Source organism: Chryseobacterium sp. KMC2 (assembly GCF_016756935.1).
Lineage (GTDB): Bacteria > Bacteroidota > Bacteroidia > Flavobacteriales > Weeksellaceae > Chryseobacterium > Chryseobacterium rhizosphaerae.
In genome coordinates, this window is sequence record NZ_JAESIT010000002.1 from 277,989 (window position 1) to 302,432 (window position 24,444).

The 24,444-nt window shown below is 36.2% G+C and carries 18 protein-coding genes; 9 read left to right on the forward strand and 9 right to left on the reverse strand.

The window, feature by feature from the left end; genetic code table 11:
- Positions 1 to 93 precede the first annotated feature (93 nt).
- The 7 genes from JML65_RS03760 to JML65_RS03790 all read right to left on the reverse strand — a co-directional run bounded on the left by JML65_RS03760 (position 94) and on the right by JML65_RS03790 (position 10,495).
- Positions 94 to 1,950, reverse strand: coding sequence for a PDZ domain-containing protein (locus JML65_RS03760; protein WP_202269953.1), 1,857 nt, complete (start codon positions 1,948 to 1,950; stop codon positions 94 to 96).
- Positions 1,951 to 2,094: 144 nt separating this feature from the next.
- Entirely contained in the window at positions 2,095 to 3,726 is a 1,632-nt protein-coding gene (locus JML65_RS03765; RefSeq protein WP_047491174.1) for a M1 family metallopeptidase, read from the reverse strand.
- Between the two features lie 159 nt (positions 3,727 to 3,885).
- Positions 3,886 to 6,831: a reprolysin-like metallopeptidase gene (locus tag JML65_RS03770; protein ID WP_202269954.1), complete on the reverse strand. Its 2,946-nt coding sequence runs from the start codon at positions 6,829 to 6,831 to the stop codon at positions 3,886 to 3,888.
- A 253-nt stretch (positions 6,832 to 7,084) separates the two neighbouring features.
- Positions 7,085 to 7,912: a twin-arginine translocase subunit TatC gene (gene tatC, locus JML65_RS03775; RefSeq protein ID WP_047491171.1), complete on the reverse strand. Its 828-nt coding sequence runs from the start codon at positions 7,910 to 7,912 to the stop codon at positions 7,085 to 7,087.
- A gap of 267 nt (positions 7,913 to 8,179) precedes the next feature.
- Positions 8,180 to 8,866, reverse strand: coding sequence for a type 1 glutamine amidotransferase domain-containing protein (locus JML65_RS03780; RefSeq protein ID WP_202269955.1), 687 nt, complete (start codon positions 8,864 to 8,866; stop codon positions 8,180 to 8,182).
- A 96-nt stretch (positions 8,867 to 8,962) separates the two neighbouring features.
- Positions 8,963 to 9,526, reverse strand: coding sequence for a Crp/Fnr family transcriptional regulator (locus JML65_RS03785; protein WP_047491166.1), 564 nt, complete (start codon positions 9,524 to 9,526; stop codon positions 8,963 to 8,965).
- Between the two features lie 9 nt (positions 9,527 to 9,535).
- A complete protein-coding gene (locus JML65_RS03790) occupies positions 9,536 to 10,495 on the reverse strand; it encodes an SIS domain-containing protein (protein ID WP_047491165.1) in 960 nt (319 codons plus the stop codon).
- 157 nt (positions 10,496 to 10,652) lie between these two features.
- Here JML65_RS03790 and recQ point away from each other — a divergent pair, with 157 nt between their 5' ends.
- From recQ to JML65_RS03825, 7 genes are all read left to right on the forward strand, one after another.
- Positions 10,653 to 12,857, forward strand: coding sequence for a DNA helicase RecQ (recQ, locus tag JML65_RS03795; RefSeq protein ID WP_047491159.1), 2,205 nt, complete (start codon positions 10,653 to 10,655; stop codon positions 12,855 to 12,857).
- Positions 12,858 to 12,942: 85 nt separating this feature from the next.
- The gene (locus tag JML65_RS03800) at positions 12,943 to 13,392 is read left to right on the forward strand and encodes a hypothetical protein (protein WP_202269956.1); all 450 of its coding nucleotides are present in this window, start codon (positions 12,943 to 12,945) and stop codon (positions 13,390 to 13,392) included.
- Between the two features lie 328 nt (positions 13,393 to 13,720).
- Positions 13,721 to 14,803 (forward strand): glycosyltransferase, encoded by a 1,083-nt coding sequence (locus tag JML65_RS03805; protein WP_047491153.1) that lies wholly within the window; start codon positions 13,721 to 13,723, stop codon positions 14,801 to 14,803.
- A gap of 78 nt (positions 14,804 to 14,881) precedes the next feature.
- Positions 14,882 to 15,232 (forward strand): hypothetical protein, encoded by a 351-nt coding sequence (locus tag JML65_RS03810; RefSeq protein ID WP_202269957.1) that lies wholly within the window; start codon positions 14,882 to 14,884, stop codon positions 15,230 to 15,232.
- 48 nt (positions 15,233 to 15,280) lie between these two features.
- Positions 15,281 to 15,667 carry a cupin domain-containing protein gene (locus tag JML65_RS03815; protein WP_081989087.1) on the forward strand — a complete coding sequence of 129 codons (387 nt, stop codon included), beginning with the start codon at positions 15,281 to 15,283 and terminating at the stop codon, positions 15,665 to 15,667.
- Between the two features lie 130 nt (positions 15,668 to 15,797).
- The gene (gene lpdA, locus JML65_RS03820) at positions 15,798 to 17,201 is read left to right on the forward strand and encodes a dihydrolipoyl dehydrogenase (RefSeq protein ID WP_202269958.1); all 1,404 of its coding nucleotides are present in this window, start codon (positions 15,798 to 15,800) and stop codon (positions 17,199 to 17,201) included.
- Positions 17,202 to 17,303: 102 nt separating this feature from the next.
- Complete coding sequence (locus tag JML65_RS03825; RefSeq protein WP_202269959.1) at positions 17,304 to 18,143, forward strand: DUF4476 domain-containing protein; 840 nt, start codon at positions 17,304 to 17,306, stop codon at positions 18,141 to 18,143.
- 115 nt (positions 18,144 to 18,258) lie between these two features.
- Here JML65_RS03825 and JML65_RS03830 read toward each other — a convergent pair whose 3' ends face one another.
- Positions 18,259 to 18,705 (reverse strand): hypothetical protein, encoded by a 447-nt coding sequence (locus JML65_RS03830; protein WP_202269960.1) that lies wholly within the window; start codon positions 18,703 to 18,705, stop codon positions 18,259 to 18,261.
- A gap of 129 nt (positions 18,706 to 18,834) precedes the next feature.
- Here JML65_RS03830 and JML65_RS03835 point away from each other — a divergent pair, with 129 nt between their 5' ends.
- Positions 18,835 to 19,659 (forward strand): S1 RNA-binding domain-containing protein, encoded by an 825-nt coding sequence (locus JML65_RS03835; RefSeq protein ID WP_047491138.1) that lies wholly within the window; start codon positions 18,835 to 18,837, stop codon positions 19,657 to 19,659.
- Positions 19,660 to 19,693: 34 nt separating this feature from the next.
- Here JML65_RS03835 and JML65_RS03840 read toward each other — a convergent pair whose 3' ends face one another.
- Positions 19,694 to 23,596 (reverse strand): T9SS type B sorting domain-containing protein, encoded by a 3,903-nt coding sequence (locus JML65_RS03840; protein WP_202269961.1) that lies wholly within the window; start codon positions 23,594 to 23,596, stop codon positions 19,694 to 19,696.
- 186 nt (positions 23,597 to 23,782) lie between these two features.
- Here JML65_RS03840 and JML65_RS03845 point away from each other — a divergent pair, with 186 nt between their 5' ends.
- Complete coding sequence (locus JML65_RS03845; RefSeq protein WP_047491133.1) at positions 23,783 to 24,376, forward strand: TetR/AcrR family transcriptional regulator; 594 nt, start codon at positions 23,783 to 23,785, stop codon at positions 24,374 to 24,376.
- Positions 24,377 to 24,444 lie beyond the last annotated feature (68 nt).

A 24,444-nucleotide genomic window follows, 5' to 3' on the forward strand; every position in this document is an offset into this window, starting at 1 on the left:
CAGCCATAAAAGAATAGGTATAGAGATGATTTTTACAAAGATTAATCTATCTTCAGACAAAAAAAGCGAGGAATATTTTCCTCGCTTTTCTATTTATTTTTTACCTGTTAACCATTGGTTTTGCAGTTTCAGTTCTGCCGGACTAGGATTGGCTTTGTATTTAAGCATTTCCATCGTCAGTTTATCCAGAATCGCTTTTCCTTTCAATTCTACTTTCTCTTTCTTTTCTCCATTACCTCGTAAAACAGTCACGGTAACATTTTGTCCTTCCTTGACTGTTTTAGCATAATTAATGAAGTCCTGCATATTCTGAACGTTAATTGTTTTGCCGTCTAACGCAAGAACCTGATCAGTGATTTTAAATCCGATACTTGTAGCAAAAGGGGATAGGGCAGAGCTTTCATCAAATACAAAAGCATTGTTTTTCTCATCGTATCCGGTTTGGTTAGGATCTTTCACAAACCAGAAAATAGGAGGAGTCTCTTGTTTCTGTAATTCTACACCTATCTGGCTCAGATATTCAGCATAAGGGGTGGGCTGGTTGCCAGCGATATATTTATTATAAAAGTCTTTCACTTGAGGGTATCCGGTTACCGTTACCAGTTCATCAATTAATTTATCATCTTTGAAAGGTTTGTTCTCTCCAAATCTCTGAGATAACTTTCTGATCATATCACGATAGCCCATCTCTCCGTTGGAAAGTTTTCTCAGCTCAATATCCAGACACATGGCCAGAAGGGCTCCTTTCTCATAAACATTTCTGTACTGATCCTTATAAGGTGCTTTCAGTACATTTTTACTCATGACCGTAAACGGCATGGTATCATCATAATTCTTTGAGTTGGTGATTTTTTCGTTAATTCTCTGTAAAAACTCATCTTTTGTGATCAGCCCTTCCTGGATCTGGAATAAATTGGCAAAATATTCAGTACCTCCTTCATACATCCACAGATGCTGAGACATTTTAGGATCTGCATAATTGAAATAGTGGATCTCTTCAGAATGGGTTTTCAAAGGATTCACAGTATGGAAGAACTCGTGAGATACTACATCGGTAATAGTTTTGTCGATGGCATCTTTCGGCATCATTTCAGGAAGTACCACACTCGTTGATTCATGGTGTTCCAAAGCTCCAAAACCTTTAATTTTCGGGCCGCCACCTCCGGAAAGATAAAGCATGATAGCGTACTTTTTATTCGTGTTCATATCTCCCAGGAATTTTTTCTGGGCAATGACCATTTTTTCCAGATTTTCCTTAAAATCGGCAGCTTTATATTTTCCTGTTGGAGAATACACTCCCAATACCAGCTCCATTCCACCGGCATTGAAGGTAATATAGTCCGGTTTGGTATACATCAGTGGAGAATCAGTTACCTTAGCATAATTAGCCAGCGTAAAAGTATCTGTAGATTCAGATTTATCCTGATCTACTAAAGCGGTAGTTCCATAGAAATCAGTAGGCTTTTGGATTACCAGCTGATAGGGAACATCCTGCATATTATCGATATATCCAATAAATCCATGGGTATTGATCATAAAGATTTTTCCCTGTTCAATATCGGTCCCTGAAGGTGAGAATACAGCTTTATGCTTTGAAGTATCCATTTCATCATCAAAACTGTCGTTAACCAGATAGGTGATCTTATTTAAATTTTGAGCGTTCTTTAGTGAATAGGTATTATCATCCACTTTAGAATAGGTAAGTTCCTTTCCTTTGTTGTCATAAAATTTGATCCCTTCTATAAATCTTCCGTAATCATCTTCCGAATAAGTACCCGGAACGGTCTTTGGAAAATGAAACTTGATGTCACCGGATTTCATTTTTGGAAACTCCATGGTAACGGCTACTTTATCGTCTTTTACATTGACGAGATCAATGGTGGTTTTTATAGACTGGGCATTCGCTAAAAAAGCGGCAAAAAGAGCCAAGCTAAGTGCTGTTTTTCTCATTGGGTTAAATTTTATAGTTAAATAGTTGTTGTTTTTACCATTTTGTTACGTAATAGGGTATTAAACTTTTCTTAAAATTAATTCCAAAGGGTTAAAAAATAAAAAGGCAAATTTGCTGGTTTGCAAATTTGCCTTTTTTATTATTTACTGAACATTTTTATAATTGATATAATAGTTCTTGTTAAACTCAACAGGAGTATTTTTTGTAAGCGTTACCGTCTGCCAGTCTTCCGTTGGAGTAATCGTCTGCTCTCCGTCAATTCTGATTGGGAGTTTCAGATTTTTAACCACATCTGTATATCGGAATTTCAACGTCTGGCCATTCTGAGAATACTCAAGAGTAGGGATTTTTACCGTTCTCAGATATTGATCAAAAACAGTGGAAAAATCAATTCCGGATTTTGATGACAGATAATCTTCAATCTGTTTGGTGGTAACGGTCTGATGATAAAAATCTTTATTGAGCCCCCTTAAAATCTGTCTGAATTTTTCGTCATTATTGATCACTTGTCTCATCGTATGAAGCATATTGGCTCCTTTAGGATACATGTCACCACTGCCTTCATTTCTTACCCCGTAGTGGCCGATAATAGGTATATCATTGTTAATATTATTTCTGATCCCCTGAACATATATCTCTGCAGATTTTTTGTCCATAAATTTTTCAGTGAAAAGAGTTTCAGAATAGTTAGTGAAACTTTCGTGGATCCACATGTCAGCCTGATCTTTTGCTGTAATATTATTGGCGAACCACTCGTGACCACTTTCATGAATGATAATGAAATCCCAGTTCAGACCGACTCCTGTCCCTGAAAGATCCCTGCCCAGATAACCATTCTGGTATTGATTTCCGTAGGCTACATTACTTTGATGTTCCATACCCAGGTGAGGGGATTCTACCAATTTATAAGAGTCTTCATAAAATGGATATGGGCCAAACCAATATTCGAATGCTGAAAGCATAGGTTTTACCTGTTGAAACTGTTTTTTGGCTTTATCTAAATTATAGTCAAGTACCCAGTAATCCAGATCCAGTTTTCCTTTTTCACCATCAAAACTATCTTTGAAGTTGACATACTTTCCTATACTGGGAATGATAGAATAGGCGTTGATCGGATTTTTTACCTCCCAGGTGTAAGTGGTTGTATTGCCTTTGGTCTTTTTGTCTATCAGCCTTCCGTTCCCAACCCCTACAAGATCGTTAGGGGTGAGGATTTTCATGGTAATACCATTGTCGGGCTCATCACTCCATATATCTTTGGTAGGAAGCCAGATTGAAGCTCCAATTCCTTCGTCAGCAGCGGTCATCCATGGATGACCATTTTTGTCTTTAGCAAAAACCCAGCCGCCATCCCAGGGAGCTTTTTTAGCAATTACAGGATTCCCGGAATAGGTAACATCAATACTGTATTTTTCTCCTTTTTTAAACTTTTTATTAGCGGTAATAAAAATAAAGTCGCCCTCCTGCTTATAACTTTTAATAGAGAAGTTTCCTTCCACTTTATCAGCTTTCATAGGTTGCTGCAGATCAATTTGAAATACAGGATTGGTCACATCTTTTATGATTTCAAAACTGATCTTATTATTTCCTTTGATACTTTTCTGATCAAAATCAGGCTCTACGGAAAGGTCATATTTCTTGACATCCCAAAAATTTCGGAATTGAGTGTCCGAACCCTTTAACGTATCCTGTTTGGTATAAACCTGACCTTTTTCAAAGAATTGTCCGAAAACCAATCCTGAAGCAAATAAAAGCGTATATGATAACTTCTTCATTTTTAAACTTTATTAATAATCTTTTCAAAAATAGAAAATTTAATTAACAGCAAAATTGTGAAAAGGTAAAAATGTGCAATATTAAAAGAAGATCAATCATTCAGACACAAAAAAGCCCGGCTTATTGATTGCCGGGCATGGTTTGAAAAATATTATTTTTTATTTTTTGATGAATTTCAGGTTTGAAGTAGTTCCCTGATCCTCAATTGAAATCACATAAGCTCCGGTGATCAATTTGGATACCGAAATTTTATTGTCTGTAATCTGTCCGTTCATTACAATTTGTCCGGCCATATTGGTGATGGTATATTGAGCCTTAGCCGAAACTTTAGTCACGTTTAATACATCGCTAGCTGGATTAGGATAAATCTGTATTGAGTTGTTATCTTTTGTTATCTCTTTGGTAGCAAGGTTTTCTGCTTGAATTTGTACAGGATAATCTTCAATTTCACCATATTGTTGGCTGCTACATCCGTTGGTAGGTTGTGTATTATAGGCAAGCACAACTCTCATTATGATATTACTGCCGACATAGGCATCTGCAGGTACCGAGAAGGTTCCTGAAACAGGAGTGATTTTACTAGGAGCACTTGTGAAGATGATTTCAGAATCAGAAAAAATTCCGTCTCTGTTAAAATCAATCCATGCACTTACCCCTTCATTATACTGGGCACTAGACCATTGTTTTTGTACACTGATGGTATTACCGGAAGATCCTTTGGTAAGGGTAATCAGTTTTGTAAGATCAGTAGCATAATTGGTATAAGGTGAAGCAGTGCTGGTATTGGAAATAGGGCTCATTCCTGTAGGAGTTACCGTGACGTTGGAAATAAATTCATCAGAAGAATTTGTTCCGGTTGCAGAACACAAGGTAAACGGAAGGGTAGTAAAGTTAGTAGATGTGGAATAGCTTCCAGTGGTAGATCCACAAACATTCGCTATTTGAATTTCATACTGAGTACCTTCATTTAATCCGGAGATGGTATAAGAATTTGTTGTTACAGGAACGGTAGTCCATGTGGCAGTTCCTGTTTTTCTATACATTAGTGAATAAGTAGCGCCCTGCAATGCAGCCCAGTTTATACTGGCAGAACTTCTTGTGATTCCTGAGACCACAATTCCTGTTGGTGTGGCTGAAGAGCAGTTTTCTGCGGATGCAGAAACGCTAGCACTGCCAATAGCGTAAAAAACATTGTCAATGGCACTTACTCTGATTTTTACATTGGATCCGGCAGACAGTGAAGAGAATGAAAAAGGTTCAGCTCCATCATTGGGAGTAGATGGGGTGATAACGGTCCATGTATTTCCATTGTCTGTTGTATAGTCTATTTTGACGTTTTGTACACTATATGGAGCATTATTTGTATTGACAACATCCCAGGTAACAGCCCCCGGTAGATTATTATAAACTGTAGCAGAAGTTACTTTAAATGGTCCCTCATTTCCTACATTTAATTTTACCAGACTGCTCTGGGTTTGCTGCTGGGTAATATCAGGATTATTGTCTCTTACGGTTACTTTGAACTTTAGCTGTCTGGGAACATTGGGTAGAAGTTCCCAATCCTGTACCGTAGTAAGTGTTCCATTAAGAACTGTTGAAAGCTTAGGAAAATAACGTGTTGGGGATGCGGTAGGAGTTACTGATCTGAAGTTAGCCCCACTGGTTCGGGTGGCATCCAGGTTATTAAACTTAGTGGCTGAAATATCATATTGCTCCCATGTATAGGTCATAGGGTCATTTTGGGCATCGGCAGCACTTGCTGTCAGTACAAAAGCGGTACCTTTGGGGATTGCTTTATCAGGTGATGGTTGTATTACCGGTGGAGTATTGACTACCGGGATATTGATATCACAGTTTTTACTGTTTACATAGGCTTGTATCTGCTCAATGTTAATCGTATGAAAATAGGCATCAGAATGCATTTGCACATTAGCCTGGGTAATTCCTGCATATCCCATGATAGTAGATCCTGACCCCGGTTCTATTGGGATATCTGTTTGACCATGAACGACAGACATGGTGTGACGTCCTCCAAACTGGTGTCCTAGCTCATGAGCTACATAGTCGATATCGAAAGTGTCCCCAAATGGTTGATCATTTACTGCGGGAGAAGTAATTCCTGCTCCTTTAGAAGTTGCGTCATTGTTGTTGCTTGGGTTTCTGCAGACGTTTCCGATATCACCGGCAGATCCACCACCACCTCTATGCCCGAAAAAATGCCCCACATCATATGCATTATTACCTACACCTGCGGTGTTGGTAAACGTTCGCTGGGCTTCCAGATTCCAGTTACCCATATTTGCCACATCTGAATAAGGATCTGTAGCCGGATCTGTAAAAATAAGTTGTGGAAGGTCCTGTACAATTAAATGAATTCCCAAGTCTTTTTCATAAACGCCATTTACCCTGTTGATTGTAGCGTTGATGCGGGCTGCTGCACCAGGAACTCCTCCTGCCAGCTGAGTATATTCACCATTAACGGAAACAGCAATTCTGTAAGTTCGATATTTTTGATCGTTACTCTTATTAATCCCTGCTCCGTTTAATCCTTTTTTTGACTGTAACAGTTTTTTCATTTCCTTTTTTGAGCTTTCAGGCTCGGATGCTTTACATTCAAAAACACTGTTTCCCTGTGCTTTGTCAGATTTGAAAAAGACTCCATAGATATCTTTTTCTTTGTTTACAGGCTCTATAAATTCATATTGTCCTGTCTTAGTGTCAAAAAGCATAGATTGAAAATCATTAGGAGCTGTACTGAATCTGATCTGTTTATTGGGATTGTCTACACCAACCCCGGAATAAGCTCCAAGTTGATACCTTTCAGCCATTGACTTTTCAACCACTGGCGAACTGTACACAGAGAATCTTTCGATCTTTCCCTCGGTAGTAGGAAGAGAGATAATTACAGGATTAGCTCCCTTTCCTGCCTCAGGAGCATTTTTCAAAAGTTCACGAAGTGATGTAAGGTCAACTTTGTAAGCGTGGATGATATTCACTTCCTTCCTGATCGGAGTGACCTTCTCGGATACCGGCTCCCACCGTTGTGCTTGCAGACTTGTTAAGCCAATAGCCAACGCAAAAACGAAAATAATTTTCTTTTTCATAATATTTAATAAATTAGATGTTTTTTGTAAAATTAATTAATTTATTACGAATATTTCGGTTTTTAATGCTATTTCATATTATTCACTCCATTGAATGAAATAAAAATTGATTAAATGGTAATTTTATTGATTTTTTAATATAAATAACTTTATTTTAAGAAAATTAATAATTGGACTTGTGTGTATGATAAAAAAGGTGCTGGTTTTAATTATTAAAACCAGCACCTTTTTTATCATACAGTATAATCGTTATTTATTTCTGAACGACCGGAAGATTTCCGTTATTTTTCTGCACCTTTTTATAAGTGAAAGTACACATGACGATACTGAATTCGTATAAAATAAGCAGTGGGAAAGCAGCCATAAGCATACTTAAAACATCTGCAGGGGTAATGATTGCAGCCACTACCATAATCAAAACAATAGCATGACGTCGGTAGGTTTTCATAAATACCGGAGTCAGAATACCAATACTGGTAAGGAAGTAAATAAGGATAGGGAAAAGAAAGATAATACCCATTCCCAAAATTACCTGCAAAAATAAGGTTGTATAATCACTCAGGTCATAAAGGGGAACAATAATATCCGAAATTTTAAATATAACCCCAAAGTTGACTGCAAAAGGAAGAATTAAAAAATATCCACAAAGAATTCCTGTCATAAAGAGAATCCAGACTGCATTGATGATATAAATGGAATTTTTTCTCTCTTTTGGATGTAAAGCAGGACCTATAAAGCGCCATAATTCCCAAACAATATAAGGAAATGCGGCTACCATGCCTCCAAAAACAGAAACAGCCATCATCACATTAAACTGTTGATAAAGTCTCTGTACACGCACAGGGAAATCTTTGGGAAGATGAATACTGTCTTCACCTAAAAGCATTCTTGAAAAGTGGTTCACCACTCTGAAGGTAGGAAAGTCATTTCTTGTTGGCCCAAAAAAGATATGGTCCATAATCCAATTGATATTGAAACCAACTGCAAAAGCAGCAATTACGATAGCAATAATTGAACGGATCAGGTGTCCTCTTAATTCTCCAATATGCCCCAGAAAGGACATGTCTTTATTATTGTCCATATAGTAAAATCTATCCAAACGGTTCACCTGTCCGGATATGCCGTTTAAGTCTGCGAAATTATGAAATAATAATCAGTATTTAGAATTTATTGATCATGATTTTGTTCAATATTGTACATATATATTTACGGTATTGGCTTGATATTTTAGGTAAGGAAGTGAGATGAATGCTTGAAGAAGCAGGTTTTATCCATAAAAAAACAGACCTAACCTTATTTTTATTTCAGGTATAGTCTGTTTTTATCTGTTTTATTCTTACTGAATTGCTTATTTTTCAAGTATTTCCAATACCTTTTCGGCTACGGCACCTCCGGATTGAGGATTCTGTCCTGTTACCAGTTTTCCGTCAGATACCGCAAAGGAAACAAAATCCTGATCAGCTTTTACATAATGGGCTCCTTTGGTTTTTAAAACATCTTCTGTAAGGTAAGGCATATGATCAGCCAGTTCAGAGGCTATTTCTTCTGAATTCGAAAAGCCTGTGAGAGTTTTTCCGTTAATTAAAAGTTCTCCGTTGGAAAGTTTAATGTTAAAAAGACCTACAGCACCATGACATACTGATGAAACTATGCCTCCATTTTCATAAATTTTTTGAGCTATCTGCTGTAATGTTTCATTCTCCGGAAAATCCCAAACAACTCCATGTCCTCCGGTATAGTAAATGACACTGTACTCTTCCGGGTTGATCTCTTCCGGTTTTAAAGTAGTGGCCAGTTTCTGTCTGAAAACTTCATCTGCATAAAATTTCCATTCCGCAGGTTGCACAAACATCTGTAATGAAATAGGATCCAGTGGAGTATACCCTCCTCGTGGGCTTACAAAATCAATATCATATCCTTTTTCAAGTAATTTTTCATAAAAATGGACCGCTTCACCCAGCCACAAACCGGTTGCTCTATCCATATCAGGGTATTTTTCTACACTTGTTACGACAATTAATACTTTCTTTTTCATTGTTTTTTAGATTAAAATTATAAAACAAAGATGAAGAATTTAACATCGTTATCACTATGACATAGCTCAAAAAAAAGATGTGACCCACGTCACATCTTAAGAATATAGTCTGCTTAATGTTTCTCTTGAAACTCCCAGGTAGCTTGCAATAAGCTGCTTGGGAATATGGTCAATAAATCCCGGATACTGCTGCAAAAAATCTTCATAACGCTCTTTGGCAGACTTGCTCATTAGAGAAAGAATTCTCTGTTGTAAAGCGATATATCCAAAATTGGATTTTACCCGGAAAAAATGTTCCGTCTTTGGGATTTTTGTACAAAGAAGATCTAAGTCTTCATAGGATATACAGTAAACTTCAGCATTTTCAATACAGTCAACAGCTACTGAGGATAGATCCTGCTTAAAAAAAGCTGCAAAATCTGAAATCCACCAATTGGGTGCTGCAAACTGAAGAATATGTTCTTTGCCTGTGCTGTCTATGAAGCTGCTTTTAAGAAATCCTTTTTCAATCAGGTATATGTCTTTTACAGGTTGATTTTCCTGTATTAAAAACTGCCTTTTTCTGAATTTCTGTTTTCTGAAAAGTGAGGCTACCATTTCAAACTCATCATCCGTGAGATTGATAATCTCCTGTATGTGTTTTTTCAGAAAGTCTTCCATATAAATCGCTTAATTGATGCCTTCATCCAGCAGCTTATGAAGATCAATGATTCCGAAGTACTTTCCGTTTTCAGTGACAATAAGCTGACCTATGTTGTTTTCTTTCAATACCTTCATTGCCTGTTTGGCAAGAGCTTCTTTTTCAATGGTTTTCGGATGGGCAGACATAATGTCTTTAGCCAAAACCTTACTGATATCTTCACCTTTCAGCAACATTCTTCTCAAATCTCCATCCGTAACAACTCCTATGATTTGCTCTTCATTGGTAACTACCGTAATTCCATGGCTGGATCCACTGATAGAAATGATAACATCTCTTATGGTGGCATCTTCTGTAACCTGAGGTTTTTGTGAAGAAAGAAACTGCTCCACTCTCGATGTAAGATTTTTTCCTAAACTGCCTCCCGGATGGAATTTGGCAAAATCATTGGCTTTGAAATCATTCAGTTCCATTAAAGCAACAGCCAGGGCATCTCCCAAAGCCATTTGGATGGTTGTAGAGCTTGTAGGAGCCAGCTTATTCGGGCAGGCTTCAACATCAACATGGGTATCCAGTACAATTTCAGAAAATTCGGCAAGTTTACTTTTTTTGTTACCTGTCATCCCGATCAAAGCGGAAGAATAGTCTTTTAAATAAGGAACCAGATTGGCAATTTCAGGAGAGTTACCGGAATTGGAAATACATAAAACGACATCCTGCTTCTGAATAACACCCAAATCTCCATGAATAGCTTCTGATGCATGAAGGAATTGTGATGGTGTACCTGTAGAATTTAAGGTAGCCACAATTTTATTTCCTACATGAGCAGATTTTCCTATTCCCACTACAATAAGTTTCCCTTTTGCGGCATGAATAATTTCCACTGCCTCGGCAAATTGGTCATCAATTCTGTTTTTTAATTTTTCAAGTTCCGAAATCTCTATTTCTAAAGTACTTTTAGCTATTGATATAATGTTGGTTCTATCCATTTTACGATGATATGGTATACAAAAAAGTTCCTAAAAAATGTTATATTTTAAAAAGAATATTTAATATAAATTTTATTTTTATAAATTCGTTCGCTTTTATTTTAAGCAAAAATTTTATAACTTTGGGTTATATGCAAATTTAGCAATAGAAAATTAGATGAGCGCAAAAAAAGCCAATTTATCAGGCGAATTGAAAAAGTATTTTGGGTTTTCTACATTTAAGGGTCAGCAGGAGCAAATCATAGAAAACCTATTGGAAGGGAAGGATATATTTGTTTTAATGCCTACAGGTGGTGGAAAATCATTATGTTATCAGCTTCCGGCACTTATTTCCGAAGGCACGGCAATAGTCGTTTCGCCCCTGATCGCGTTAATGAAGAATCAGGTAGATGCAGTGAACGGCCTTTCCTCGGAAGATGGAGTAGCCCATGTATTGAATTCATCATTAAACAAAACACAGACAAAACAGGTTTTTGACGATATTAAAAGCGGAAAAACCAAACTTTTGTATGTTGCTCCGGAATCATTGATCAAAGAAGATTACCTGGAGTTTTTGAAAGAAGTGAAAATTTCTTTCTTTGCTATTGACGAAGCGCACTGTATTTCAGAATGGGGGCATGACTTCAGGCCTGAATACAGAAATCTTAAACAGATTATTGATAAGATCGCAGATGTATCTGTCATTGCACTGACAGCTACTGCCACTCCTAAAGTTCAGGATGATATCCAAAAAACATTAGGAATGACCAATGCTTTGGTCTTTAAGGAAAGTTTTAACCGTCCTAATTTATATTATGAGGTATGTCCAAAAGTCAATGTAGATAGGGAAATCGTAAAATTTATCAACCAACACAAAGGGAAATCCGGAATTGTATACTGTCTGAGCAGAAGAAAAGTAGAAGAATTTGCCCAGCTCTTACAAGTTAACGGTATCAATGCACTTCCTTATCATGCCGGTCTTGACCAGAAAATAAGGGTTGCCAATCAGGATAAATTCCTGATGGAAGATGTGGATGTCATTGTGGCTACCATTGCCTTTGGGATGGGAATAGATAAACCGGATGTACGTTTCGTGATTCACTATGATTTTCCAAAGTCACTGGAAAGCTATTATCAGGAAACAGGAAGAGCAGGAAGAGATGGGGGTGAAGGACATTGTCTGGCATTCTATGATCCAAAAGATATTGAAAAACTGGAGAAATTTCTGGCACAAAAACCGGTTTCCGAAAGGGAGATTGGTTTACAGCTTTTGAATGAAGTGGTAGGCTATGCCGAAACTTCAATGAGCAGAAGACAATATATCCTTTATTATTTTGGAGAAAGTTTTGATCCTGTGAACGGAGATGGAGCGAAGATGTGTGACAACTCTTCGAATCCTCCAAAATTAAAAGATGCCACTGATGATTTGGAAAGAGTACTGGCCCTGATCAGTGATACCGGTGAGAAGTTTAAAGCTAAAGATCTGATTTCTGTAATAGTAGGAAAAGAAACGGCGGTTACAAAATCTTACAAACTGGAGCAAAGCTCACATTTCGGTTTCGGAAAAGAAGAAAAAGATAATTATTGGAAGACAATTCTGAGACAGGCTACTGTTCAGAATTTTTTACAGAAAGATATTGAAACCTACGGGGTTTTAAAGATGGGGGCTAAAGGCAGAGATGTTCTGGCTGGCAAAACCAAAGATGTATTTTTGATTGCAGAAGACAGAGAATTTGACCTTAGCCAAACAAAAGCTGAGAGTGATCAGATCCAGCAGCAAGCCGGTGGTGGACTGGATCAAAACCTGTTTGGCCAATTAAAAGAGCTGAGAAAAAAAGTAGCTAAAAAATACGGGATTCCTCCTTATACAGTATTTATGGATCCCAGTTTAGAGGATATGACTGTTCAGTATCCTATCTCGTTAGAAGAAATAGCCAAGATCTATGGGGTAGGAGAAGGAAAAGCCAAAAAATATGGTAAAGAGTTTGCCGACTTTATCAAAACTTATGTAGAAGACCATAATATTGAACGTACCCAGGATATGGTCCTGAAACAGGTCGCCAATAAATCGAGCCATAAAGTATTTATTATCCAGAGTACCGATAAGAAAATTGACCTTGAAGATATTGCAAGAGCAAAAAATCTTTCCATGAACGAATTACTGAAAGAAATGGAAAGTATCGTATATCAGGGAACAAAATTGAATATTGACTACTATATTGAAGATAATTTTGATGAAGATATCGTTGATGGCTTTATGGAATTCATGACTGATTCTGAAAGTGACAGCATGAAGGTGCTGTTGGATGAATTTGGAGATGAACTTTCTGATGAAGAAGTGAGAATGCTGAGAATTAAATTTATCAGTGATGTTGCCAACTAAGGATTGATGTATAAAAAAATAAAAAAGCTCTTCAACTAAAGAGCTTTTTTATTGTAATTTAGAGAAAGCTAACAAACTATACTGAATGCAATTTTTAAAGAAAAACTATACTATAATTTTATTTTTTCTCATAATATGTGTATTCACTTATGATTATTTTACACGGCAGGATTTCAAGGGAAATTATAGGAAAACCGGAGAGTATGCCATTGGTAAAATATATGGAATTAAAGAATATGGAAGGGGGACAGGCTATTATTATCTGTATACATTTAAAGTAGGTGATAAAGAGTATAAAGGTAGGTGTGATGGAGAGTTACCTTTTTCTAAGGGGCCAAAAAATGTAGATAAACGGTTTTTAGTATTATACTTAAGAAATAATATACATAATAATGTTCTTTATATAACCATTCCTGTACATGATAGCATGAAAAATAATTCTGATTTAGAGAATTGGTTATTAGGCCATCCAGAAATTAATTCTAAATTAGATTCAATTCCTGGTACTGGATTTTTCTTTGAAAATTATTTTTAAAACAACATAAACGCATAGATTGTATGCATAATAAAATAAGTAGTGCATTCGTAGCATAAAAAAATATCAAAACTCTTTCAAACATCTGCATAATTAGTGGGATAATTTTACACATTCAATTTTATCGGAGATAAAATCCTTGCGTCTTAAAGCAGTAGCCATTCAAAATACCTTTGCGTCTTTGCATTTTTCCAACATCTAAATCTTTTTTAGCTGAGATTGTTTTACCTTATTCGCATGACTGATGTAGCGGTGGTTTTTTAGGGATAGAAAATCTTCAGTACTCCAATATTTGACACATAATGAAACTTTTTAGTAACTTTAACTGATGAAAAAAATATCAGTCATATTTATTCTGCCGGATCTAGAAACCGGGGGCGCAGAAAGAATTGTTACCACCATAGCGAATCATCTTTCCAGAGATCGGTTTGAGCCGAAGATTTTGCTGTTGCGTAAGAAAGGCGGGTATCTTAATTTTCTAAAAAAAGATGTTGAAATCATCGATATTAATACGGAGAGGATCAGACATTCACTGAAACCTATTTTGGGAGAAATTTACAGGAGAAAACCCGATATTGTTTTTTCCGGTTTTGGGGAAGTCAATGCTTACTTAGCATTATTTATCAAGCTTTTTCCAAGGACGAAATTCATTGCCAGGGAAACGAATGTTGTCACTCAGCATGTTACGAGAAAAGAAATAAAATTTTTCTATAATTTTTACAATAATTATCAGAGAATCATTGCCCAAAGCGATGATATGATGAAAGATCTGGTGGATAATTTTAATATCAAAAAGAAGAAAATTGTCAAAATAAATAATCCAGTTGATTTCGATTTTATTGATGATAAATTATCTGTTTCCCTTAAACCTGAATGCTTTAAATACAATTATAAAAATGTAGTGGCTATAGGTAATTTATCAGCAAGAAAAGGCTTTGATAACCTTTTGAAAGTTTTTTCAAGGCTTAAAAATGAACATATTCTGCTTCATATTTTAGGAGATGGAAAAGATAAAGAAGTCTTGCTTCAGATGAAAGAGTTTTTGGGACTAAAAAATGTAATTTTTCATGGCAGGCAGGAAAATCCCTACCAGTTTTTAAAATATGCAGATTTATTTATTCTTTCGTCACGATATGAAGGCTTTCCGAATGTTTTATTGGAAGCAGGAGCTTGCGGAACCTATTCTTTAGCAAATAACTGCCCCGGAGGAATCAACGAAATCATTCAGCATAATGTGAATGGAGAAATATCTAATATAGAAAACTATGAAAACTTTGCACAGCAGATTATAAGAGTTATGCAGAGTAATTATAATCGGGATGCTATACGAAACTCAATTAAATCCAGGTTTTCAAAAAATATTATTTTAGATAAATATGAAAAGGTTTTACTGGATTTGGTAAAACGTTAATGACAGCATTTGCTTTATGGGTTGTTAATTTCTTACTTTTGGAATTATAAATTTTATCTGAAAACCCATTTTTCATTCATGAATAAAATCCAAAAATTAGGATGTGCCTGCGAGAAGCCAACTTCCAATTATACAGAATATAGAAGCTCAGCATTAGGAATTGATCATACAGACGGAAGAAATGCTGAGGTATCTGTTCAGCAATGTAAACTTTGCCAGAGGATATGGATCCATTATTGTATTGAATTTGAAAATGCTCCCCAATCTGAAAGATGGTACAAGGGGATTGTTTCTAAAAAAGACCGTCCTCAAATAAGTCCGGAAAATGCTGTTGAATTTTTAGAAAGCCTTGACTGGTATGTGTATGGGGGGTCTTTTTTTGAAAGTACCGGTACATTTGGACAGGGAAAACTGAATGTGAGTTTGTAATATATATGCTGATTTAAGTAAAAAGGAGTCTAATTAAATCTCAAATTTATGAAGCCATTTATAATCGTTATTTTGATACTGAATTCTGTTGTCATGACAGCCCAGCAGAAGACAATTTCCAGAAAAGAATTGTTAAAAACGGCTATTGATCAGCAAATTAAATCCACAGAGATTCAAGAAATAACAATGGCTGCAGGACAAGGAGCTCCTGAGCATCTGCATCCCTGTCCCGTTTTAGGAATAATCAATTCAGGAGAGGCTGTTTTTCAGATAGAAGGACAACAGAAAGTGATACTTCATGAAGGAGATGCTTTTTATGAACCTAAAAATGTGAAGATCCTCCATTTTGATAATGCTTCAGCAGAAAAACCACTTGTCTTTACCGCCATTTATTTGAAGGAAGGGAGTGAGGAAAATATAAAATTCATAAAATAACACTTTTCATAAAACTAAAGCCTATAATTATCATTTTTAAAATTGATAAAACTCACTTTGGTGCTTAGTAATTTATATGTAAATTTGTGAGAATTAAGATAGATAATAATAAACAAATTCATAATATAACATGAGTCAATTCGATGTTACCGTAATAGGTTCTGGTCCTGGAGGTTATGTAGCTGCGATCCGTGCAGCACAGTTAGGTTTCAAAACAGCAATTATTGAAAAATATTCAACTTTAGGCGGAACTTGTCTTAATGTTGGATGTATTCCGTCAAAAGCACTTCTTGACAGCTCTGAACATTTTGAAAATGCAAAACACAATTTTGCAAGCCACGGAATTATCATCAATGAGCCGAAGGCAGATATTGCAAGAATCATTGAGCGTAAAAATGAAGTGGTAGATCAAACGACTAAAGGGATCAACTTTTTGATGGACAAAAACAAAATCACTGTTTTTGAAGGATTGGGAAGTTTTGAATCTGCTACTCAAATTAAAGTAACTAAAAATGATGGTTCTTCTGAAACGATAGAATCTAAATATACAATTATTGCAACGGGTTCTAAGCCGTCTTCACTTCCTTTTATCTCTCTTGATAAAGAAAGAGTGATTACTTCTACAGAAGCGTTAAACCTTAAAGAAATTCCAAAGCACCTTGTCGTAATTGGAGGAGGCGTTATTGGTCTTGAATTAGGTTCTGTATACTTAAGATTAGGTGCTCAGGTAACGGTTGTTGAATTCATGGATAAAATTATCCCTGGAATGGACGGTGCTTTAAGTAAAGAATTGACGAAAGTTCTTAAAAAACAGGGTATGAAGTTTATGCTTTCTACAGCAGTTTCTGCAGTTGAAAGAAACGGAGACACTGTAAAAGTGACAGCTAAAGATAAAAAAGGAGAAGAGGTAGTTGTAGAAGGAGATTACTGTTTAGTTTCTGTAGGAAGAAAGCCTTATACAGATGGTCTTGGTCTTGAAAAAGCAGGAGTAGAACTTGATGAAAGAGGAAGAGTAAAAACAAACGATCACTTACAGACAAACGTTGCCAACATCTATGCAATCGGTGACGTGATCAAAGGGGCAATGCTTGCTCACAAAGCGGAAGAAGAAGGAGTTCTTGTTGCTGAGATATTAGCAGGTCAAAAACCTCACATCAACTATAATCTTATTCCTGGTGTGGTATATACTTGGCCGGAAGTTGCCGGAGTTGGTAAAACTGAGGAGCAATTGAAAGAAGAAGGAGTAGCTTATAAAGTAGGTTCTTTCCCAATGAGAGCATTAGGAAGAAGCCGTGCAAGTGGTGATACTGATGGTCTTGTGAAGATTATTGCAGACGAAAAAACTGATGAGGTTTTAGGAATGCACATCATTGGAGCAAGAGCTGCTGACCTTATTGCAGAAGCTGTAATTGCTATGGAATTCCGTGCAAGTGCTGAAGATATTGCAAGAAGTTCTCATGCTCACCCAACATATGCTGAAGCTATTAAAGAAGCAGCATTGGATGCTACAGGGAAAAGATCAATTCATATGTAATATTTGATTAAAAATTTAATCATTTAAATATTTAAAAAAAAGAGAAGCAGCGCTTCTCTTTTTTTTGGCACAAAAATGGAGATTGATTTTGAAAAGTAAAATATGAAGAAAATTTTTATAAGTTTAATGCTTCTGGCTGGTATAAGCGTATGGGCACAGGAAGCGGGGAAAGCGGGGGAGTTGTTAAAGAATGAAGCTTCAACAACGGAAATGCAGTCTCCCAATAGCCTAAGCAGAGGAAATAAAACCTTTGATCACAATACAGCCAATCAAAACAACAAGATAAAAAATCCAGGGTATCAATGGAATAAAAATTACGGATATGCAGAGGTCTTTTTGCGCATTCCTGAGCAGGGGTTTTTCACTGTTGAAATTGGTGATCAAATGATGGCCAATGGTTCTGGGAAATATAGATTTTTTGACTTACAGTCCGGAAGAATACCGATTGCAATCTATGAAAATGGATTTTTAATGTACAGAACTACTTTGATGCTTCGGAATAACAGCAGAATGGTACTGGATTTCTTTACCAATGAAGGGTTATATCTGCTGGATTCTTATCCTGTTCAGGGACAATACGGTTTTAATGACTGGAATGATGTCTGGAATAATCCTTACGGAAATCAATCCGGAAACTGGAATAATGCTGGTAATGTAATGGACAATACAACCTTCCGCCAGTTTTTTGAAATGTTGCAGAGAAATGAGAAATTTGATGATGGTAAAATAGCTATGATTAATCAGCAAATGCGTAATTCTATGTTTACTGCCGCACAGATCAGAGATTTGGTGAAGTCGATCAGTTTTGATAAAAATAAATTGTCTTTGGCTAAATCTATGTATCGGAATTGTGCCGATAAAAACAAATACTTTCTGGTATCCGATGCGTTTGATTTTGAAAGTAGTAAACGGGAACTCATGGAGTATGTTACGAATTTATAACAGTAAAAAAAGAGGTGATTTTCACCTCTTTTTATTGTTGATTGTTTAATCGGAAATATGCTAGTTTCTATTTTAATAATAAACGTATCTGGGTGTAGCCTCACCCTATTTTTGATTACATTATTTTTATTGGGTCATAAAATTGAGTGTGTTTGGGCGCAATATTAAACTGTATCCCAAATGTAACCCCTTTAAAGTATTTTTCTTTATGGATAGGAAATGCATATCCGGTATTGAGAAAGATAAGATTGAACAGTGTGATACCGATTCTGGGTTCTATGGAATAGGGGTTAGAAGATAGTCCGAATAATTTTCCCTGATCGGAAAGATAAATATGGGCTTCCGGAATAAATTTATCTGCATGATTGATACGGCTATACAGAAGGGAGGGGCCCAAAATAATAGATCTCCCATGAGTATTACCTATTCTGAATTCCAAGCCGGTCTGTAAAACATTTCTTCCGGTATAACGATAGGCAACCGTAATAGCTGTTTTTTCGAGTAATTGAGCATTGATCGTGATCACCGAAATAAGAAATGCCACAGCGAAATACTTTTTCATGTCTTCTGGTATTTTTTATTCAAATGTACAGGTTTTAAAAGCTGTCTGACAGATAAAATAATTCTTAAAAGTATTAAGTAGGGTAAAATCTTCAAATTTCCGTACCTTTGTCAGCTAATTTTATCATCAATGCAACTCGGAAAAACTCAAACTTTAAAAATTTCAGAAAAAAATAACTCAGGATGGATCTTAGCAGATGAATCCGGTGAAAAGGCTTTTTTGCCAAAAATTTTCACGAATGAAGACAAAGAAATAGGTGATGAGGTAGAGGTTTTTGTTTATCAGGATGATGATAAATTGAAAGCAACTACTGAGATTCCATTGGCTGAAGTGGGAGAGTTTGCTGTAATGAGTTGTGTGCAGAGTCTTCCTAGCGGAGCATTTATGGACTGGGGAATCATCAAAGATTTGTTTATTCCTTACAAACAGCAGAAAACCAAAATTATAGAAGGTAAAAGATACCTGGTTTATATCTACGTAGATGAAGATATGGACTTGATTACAGGAACTACAAAATTCAAGAGAAACCCTCAGTATCAGGATTTGCCATTCAAGAAAGGGGATAGTGTAGACCTGCTTATGATGAATGAAAGTGAGATTGGCTGGAATGTGGTGATCAACAAAAAATATATCGGGTTGATCTATGTTTCTGATGTTTTTAAAAAGCTCTATCCTTTGTCTGAAGAAACAGGTTATATTAAAGCGATTCGTGAAGATGGAAAAATTGATGTTTCTCTGCAGCCCGAAGGTTTTGAAAATGTTGATGAATTCAAACAAAAGATTCTGAACAGATTGGAAGAGAACTACGGACTTTTACATGTTTCAGACAAGTCTTCTCCTGAAGAGATCAAAGATGAGCTTCAGATGAGTAAAAAGAACTTTAAGAAAGCAATTGGAGGACTTTATAAGGATAAGATTATTGATATCTTGGATGATAAGATCAAATTACTATAAAAAATAAAAGAGCAGAATTTTCTGCTCTTTTTTGTTATTCCCTGTTTTTAACCAGCAGCCATCCACTGTAGGTTCTTCCATCAGACACTTTTATGGTGTACCAGTAGGTTCCTGTGGATATAGGTTGGGAGTTATATTTTCCATCCCATTGAAAAGGTTTTTTACTGATGGTTTCCTTAAAGATCATCAATCCTTTTCTGTCATATAAATTGACTTCTGTTCCCGGATAATTCTCTAATCCAGCTATTTTCCATGTATCATTTGTTCCGTCACCATTGGGAGTGATGGCATTAGGAATGTTGAATATAGAGAAGTTTTTCTGGCCAATAATACATCCTGCTTTTGTTCTTACATAGACGGTGTATTCCCCGATATTTAAATTGGTGAAAATATGGGAGTCCCGCCAGGTACTATTGTTTAAGGAGTATTCATAATTTCCGGCTTGGGAAAGAATGACTGTTGCTGTATTATTAACAATGTTTACTGATACAATCTGAGCTAATACAGAATAGCTGATCTGTATAGAATCTGTATTTTCACAGCCGAAACTGTTTGTTACTTTTACAGAATAGGTTCCCGGAGTTGATACGGTAATGGTCTGGGTTGTTGCACCGGTGTTCCATAGATACTGCAATCCGGGGCCTGCATCTAAAGTCACAGATTTTCCTTCACAAAAATCCAACTGATCAGGAAGGTTGATGAAAGGTTTTGGATTGACCGTAATATTCAGCCTGACTATTGTAAAGCATCCGTCAGTTGTGGCAACTTTTACATGAACTAAGGTTGATCCATTGTTTACAACATAAGCTGAAGGATTAGTAATGACATTTCCACTCATATCTGTATAAGTAAATATATAAGAGCCCGGATTCGTAATGATATTACTTTCAAAAGAATGTAGATCTATTGTCATTGTGTTTCCGGTTGTCGTATTACACAGTAGCGGAGCATAATCTTTGGCTGGAATATTATTGATAGAAAGGGTTACAGAAACAGCCAGTTTTTCAGATTCACAGCTGTTTAATGTCTGCGTTACATAATAGGTTTGTCCATGTACAAGAGGAGTGGTAGCGGGTAATACCGTTCCTGAGGCATTGTAAAACACCAGAGATGTTCCGGTTACGGCAAGGTTAGCTATCGTGGGATTAGCGGAAGCACAGAAATCCTGGTCAATATTGGCTGTCGGCTTAGGAGTGGTATTGACTGTCACCTGAACAGCAATTGTATTGCTTTCACAACCGTTGATAGTTTGAGAAGCATGGTAAGTCTGGCCATTGAGAAGAGGCGTTGTAGCCGCTAACAGATTTCCTGCAGCATCATACCATTTTATATTCTGACCTGTGATCTGGATATCTGAAATTTTTGGATTGTTTGTGGCACAGAAGGTTTGTATTAAGTTTGCTGCAGTGGGAAGGGCAGGTGATGTTATAGTTACATTTTGGTTTTGAGTGGCTGTATTTCCGTTTCCATCATTATACGTCCAATGAATGATATAGTTCCCTGGAGTTGAATATGACAGAGGGTCTGTGGTGGTTGCAGTAATTACCCCTGCACAGTTATCCGTAGCAGTTGGAAAGTTAGTAACCGTTGTATGGCAATCGCCTGTAATATCTGTTAGATTGACAGCATTCGGAATCGGAGCGGCATGATCACCTACCACAACGTTTACGGAGAAACTTCCGTCACAGCCTCCGGATCCGGAAACCTGACATATGTAGGTGCCGGAATTAGCTGCTGTTGCATTGTTGATGGTTGGGTTTTGTAAAGAAGAAGTAAAACCATTGGGCCCTGTCCAGCTGTATGTTGTTCCTCCGGTAGCATTCAGTTGGAGTGTTGAATTAATACAAACCGGAGAATTGGAAGTGATCACTGCAGCTGAGGTACAGTCCTGAAACTTGGCAATAAACATATCATTTGAAGGATGTGACCCCTGTTGTTGGAATGTTCCTGGTGTTGCTATACCTGTTGTATTGTTGCTAGACATACCGGTGAAATAAATGAAACCTTCATTATCCTTTGTGATTTCACCTAATTGTGTTCCTCCATTCCCTCCATAAAAAGTACCCCATTCTTTTATATTACTGGGATTATACTTAATCATAAATGTTTTAATATAAGGGCCGGTTGAAGTCATGTAAGCATTTGGTGTAGCAATGTCTGTTTGTCCTACATCTGATAATCCACTGTAGAAAATATTTCCCAGAATGTCAATATATGCTGAAAGTCCCATAGTATAGTGAAAAGGGAAATAAGTTTTCTCTATTGCATTGGTATTTAAGTTTACTTTCCATACTCCTGCGTTTTTACTCGGAATATTGTTGTCGAAAAATTCACCAGCCAATATCAATGTGTTGTTGATTATTCTTGCCTCACGTATAATATCTTGTCCACTAAGGCCGTAATAGCTTGATCTTAATAGATTTCCTGTTTTTGAAAACTTTAAGTATAAGCCATCAGTTATTCCCGAATTTGTAGACTGAAATGGATTAATCATTAATATGTTTTGAGCTTGGGTAGCCCCTATGACTTCTAAATCATCAACAGAAGAAAATATTTTAAAAATAGATGTTGAATGATCTGAAGCACCAAAGAAAGTTGACAATTCTGTGTTCCCAGTGGAAGAATCAACCGAAGCTAAAAAAGCATCAAAATACCCTGGAGGACTTGCTTTACTATTTTGTGTAGCATTAAGGACCGGAAAATTTGCGCTCATAGTTTCTCCTCCAATATAAACGCGATTTTGGTTATATGAGACACCGCCGATATTATCATAATGGCTTCCGATAAAATCTTTCTGGAAAAGTAAATTACCATTGGTGTCAAATTTTACCAGAACAACGTCCCTGTTTGATTGTAAGCGCTCTATAAAACCTCCAGCATAAATATTATTATTTTCATCAAAAGTTACATCCATAAGTGCATCATTTCCTGAAAAGCCATAATATGTTCCCCAAAGCCTTTGTCCGTCTTTAGTTAATTTCATTAAAAAACCATCACTGTAAGCATTGATATTTTGCTGATATGCACCTGAAGTAGCCATATTGGTATTGCTGGTTGTACCTCCCAAAAGATAGCCTTTATTATCGATGTCTGTTTTAATCCTTCCTCCTTCTTCGCCATAGCCCCCTGCATAACTTCCCCAAACTCTTGTGGGAACAGGGTCAATTATTACTGTTTTGTTTGAAATTTCTATTGGAGAGCTAAACCCAAAAATCTGATCGCCCAAATCTTTAAAATAAACATTTAAACTTTGTCTGTTTTCTCCTTCAATCCAGCTGTTGGGTATATTTTCATGAATCTCTCCAAAACGGACATTCATTAAAAGTTTATTGTCTTTGATGGATGCAGAGGCACCATTAATTTTCATTTTAATATCCGAGATCTTTCCACCTGGGTTAATGATAAAATTATATTCAATAGGTTTTAGGGTATCCTTTGGTTTGAAGAATACCAGATCAATATGAGGATATATTTCTTTGTATATAAGTTTTTGATAACGGTGAATATTGGTAACCCCCTCAGGCTTTTCAGAAAGGTTATAGTAATTGTCATAATCCTGAGATTTTCCTTCTGCTATAACTGATGTGTTTTTATTGGAATTGATTAGCTGAATATCAATTCTATGGAAAAGCTGCTGATAATTAAACTCATCTTCATAGTAGGGCTTTGAATCAGAAACCGCATTCTTAATAAATTTTGAGGAATTTAGATTCAATGTCTTTTTTATTTCGTAGATGTCATATGAGAAGCCATTAGTTCGTAGCTGTACATTTAATCCGGAAGAATGATATAAGTACTTTACGCTGGGATTTGCCTTTCCTTCTTGGTCAACAATTTGTCCTTTATTTTCGTAGAAATAGTAATCGTTCTTAGGTTTGTTTTGAGAATAATAAAGCACACAGTGGAGAACGATGAACATCAATAAAATTTTTCGCATCAGGGTATTAATTTTTTTTGCGGCAAAGATATAAAAATGCCCCTCTCATCAAATATTAAATAACACATGGTGTTGAATTATATGAAAAATATGATGTAAATCATAACAATTTTGTTTAATATTTTTGTTTAACAATTTTGTCAAAAACAAAATTTGTTTAATTTTGCACAAATTTGTTTAACAAAAATGTCAAATCAAGCAAAAAAAGACCAAACACAGGAATTGATCAAGGAGACGGCGAAGAATTTATTCTTTGTGAAAGGAAAATTTGATGCTACAACGCAGGAAATTGCTGATGCAGCCGGAGTGAACAGAACACTGATAAACTACTATTTCCGCTCAAGAGATAACCTGATTCAGATTATTTTCGATGAAGCACAAAAAGTGGAACAGGAGAAATCTAAGATTATCCAGACCTCAAATCTTCCTTTTAAGGAGAAAATGAGTGAGTTTATAGAAAGCAGCCTTGCTACAAGCCTTCAGTATCCTTATCTGGAAACTTATATTGTTTCACAGATCAATAAGGGAAGCTGTCATCAAAGAGAAATTGAAGAAGATATCCTGGACCAGATGTACCGCGATATTGAAAAAGAAATGGAATTGGGAAATATTGAGAAAATGTCACCCGTTCAGTTTATTCTGAATATGGTTTCGTTATTGGTTTTTCCAAGTGCTATAAGACCTCTGTTTATGGAGAATCTGATGATTAGTGATGATGAATATGATAAGATTATTTCAGAACGGAAAGAGATTATTATCAATATGTTATTTAAAAATTAAAGTATTTCAGAACGGCGTTCGTCATATAGAAATAAAATAACAACATTAAACTACATAAAAAAATAAAC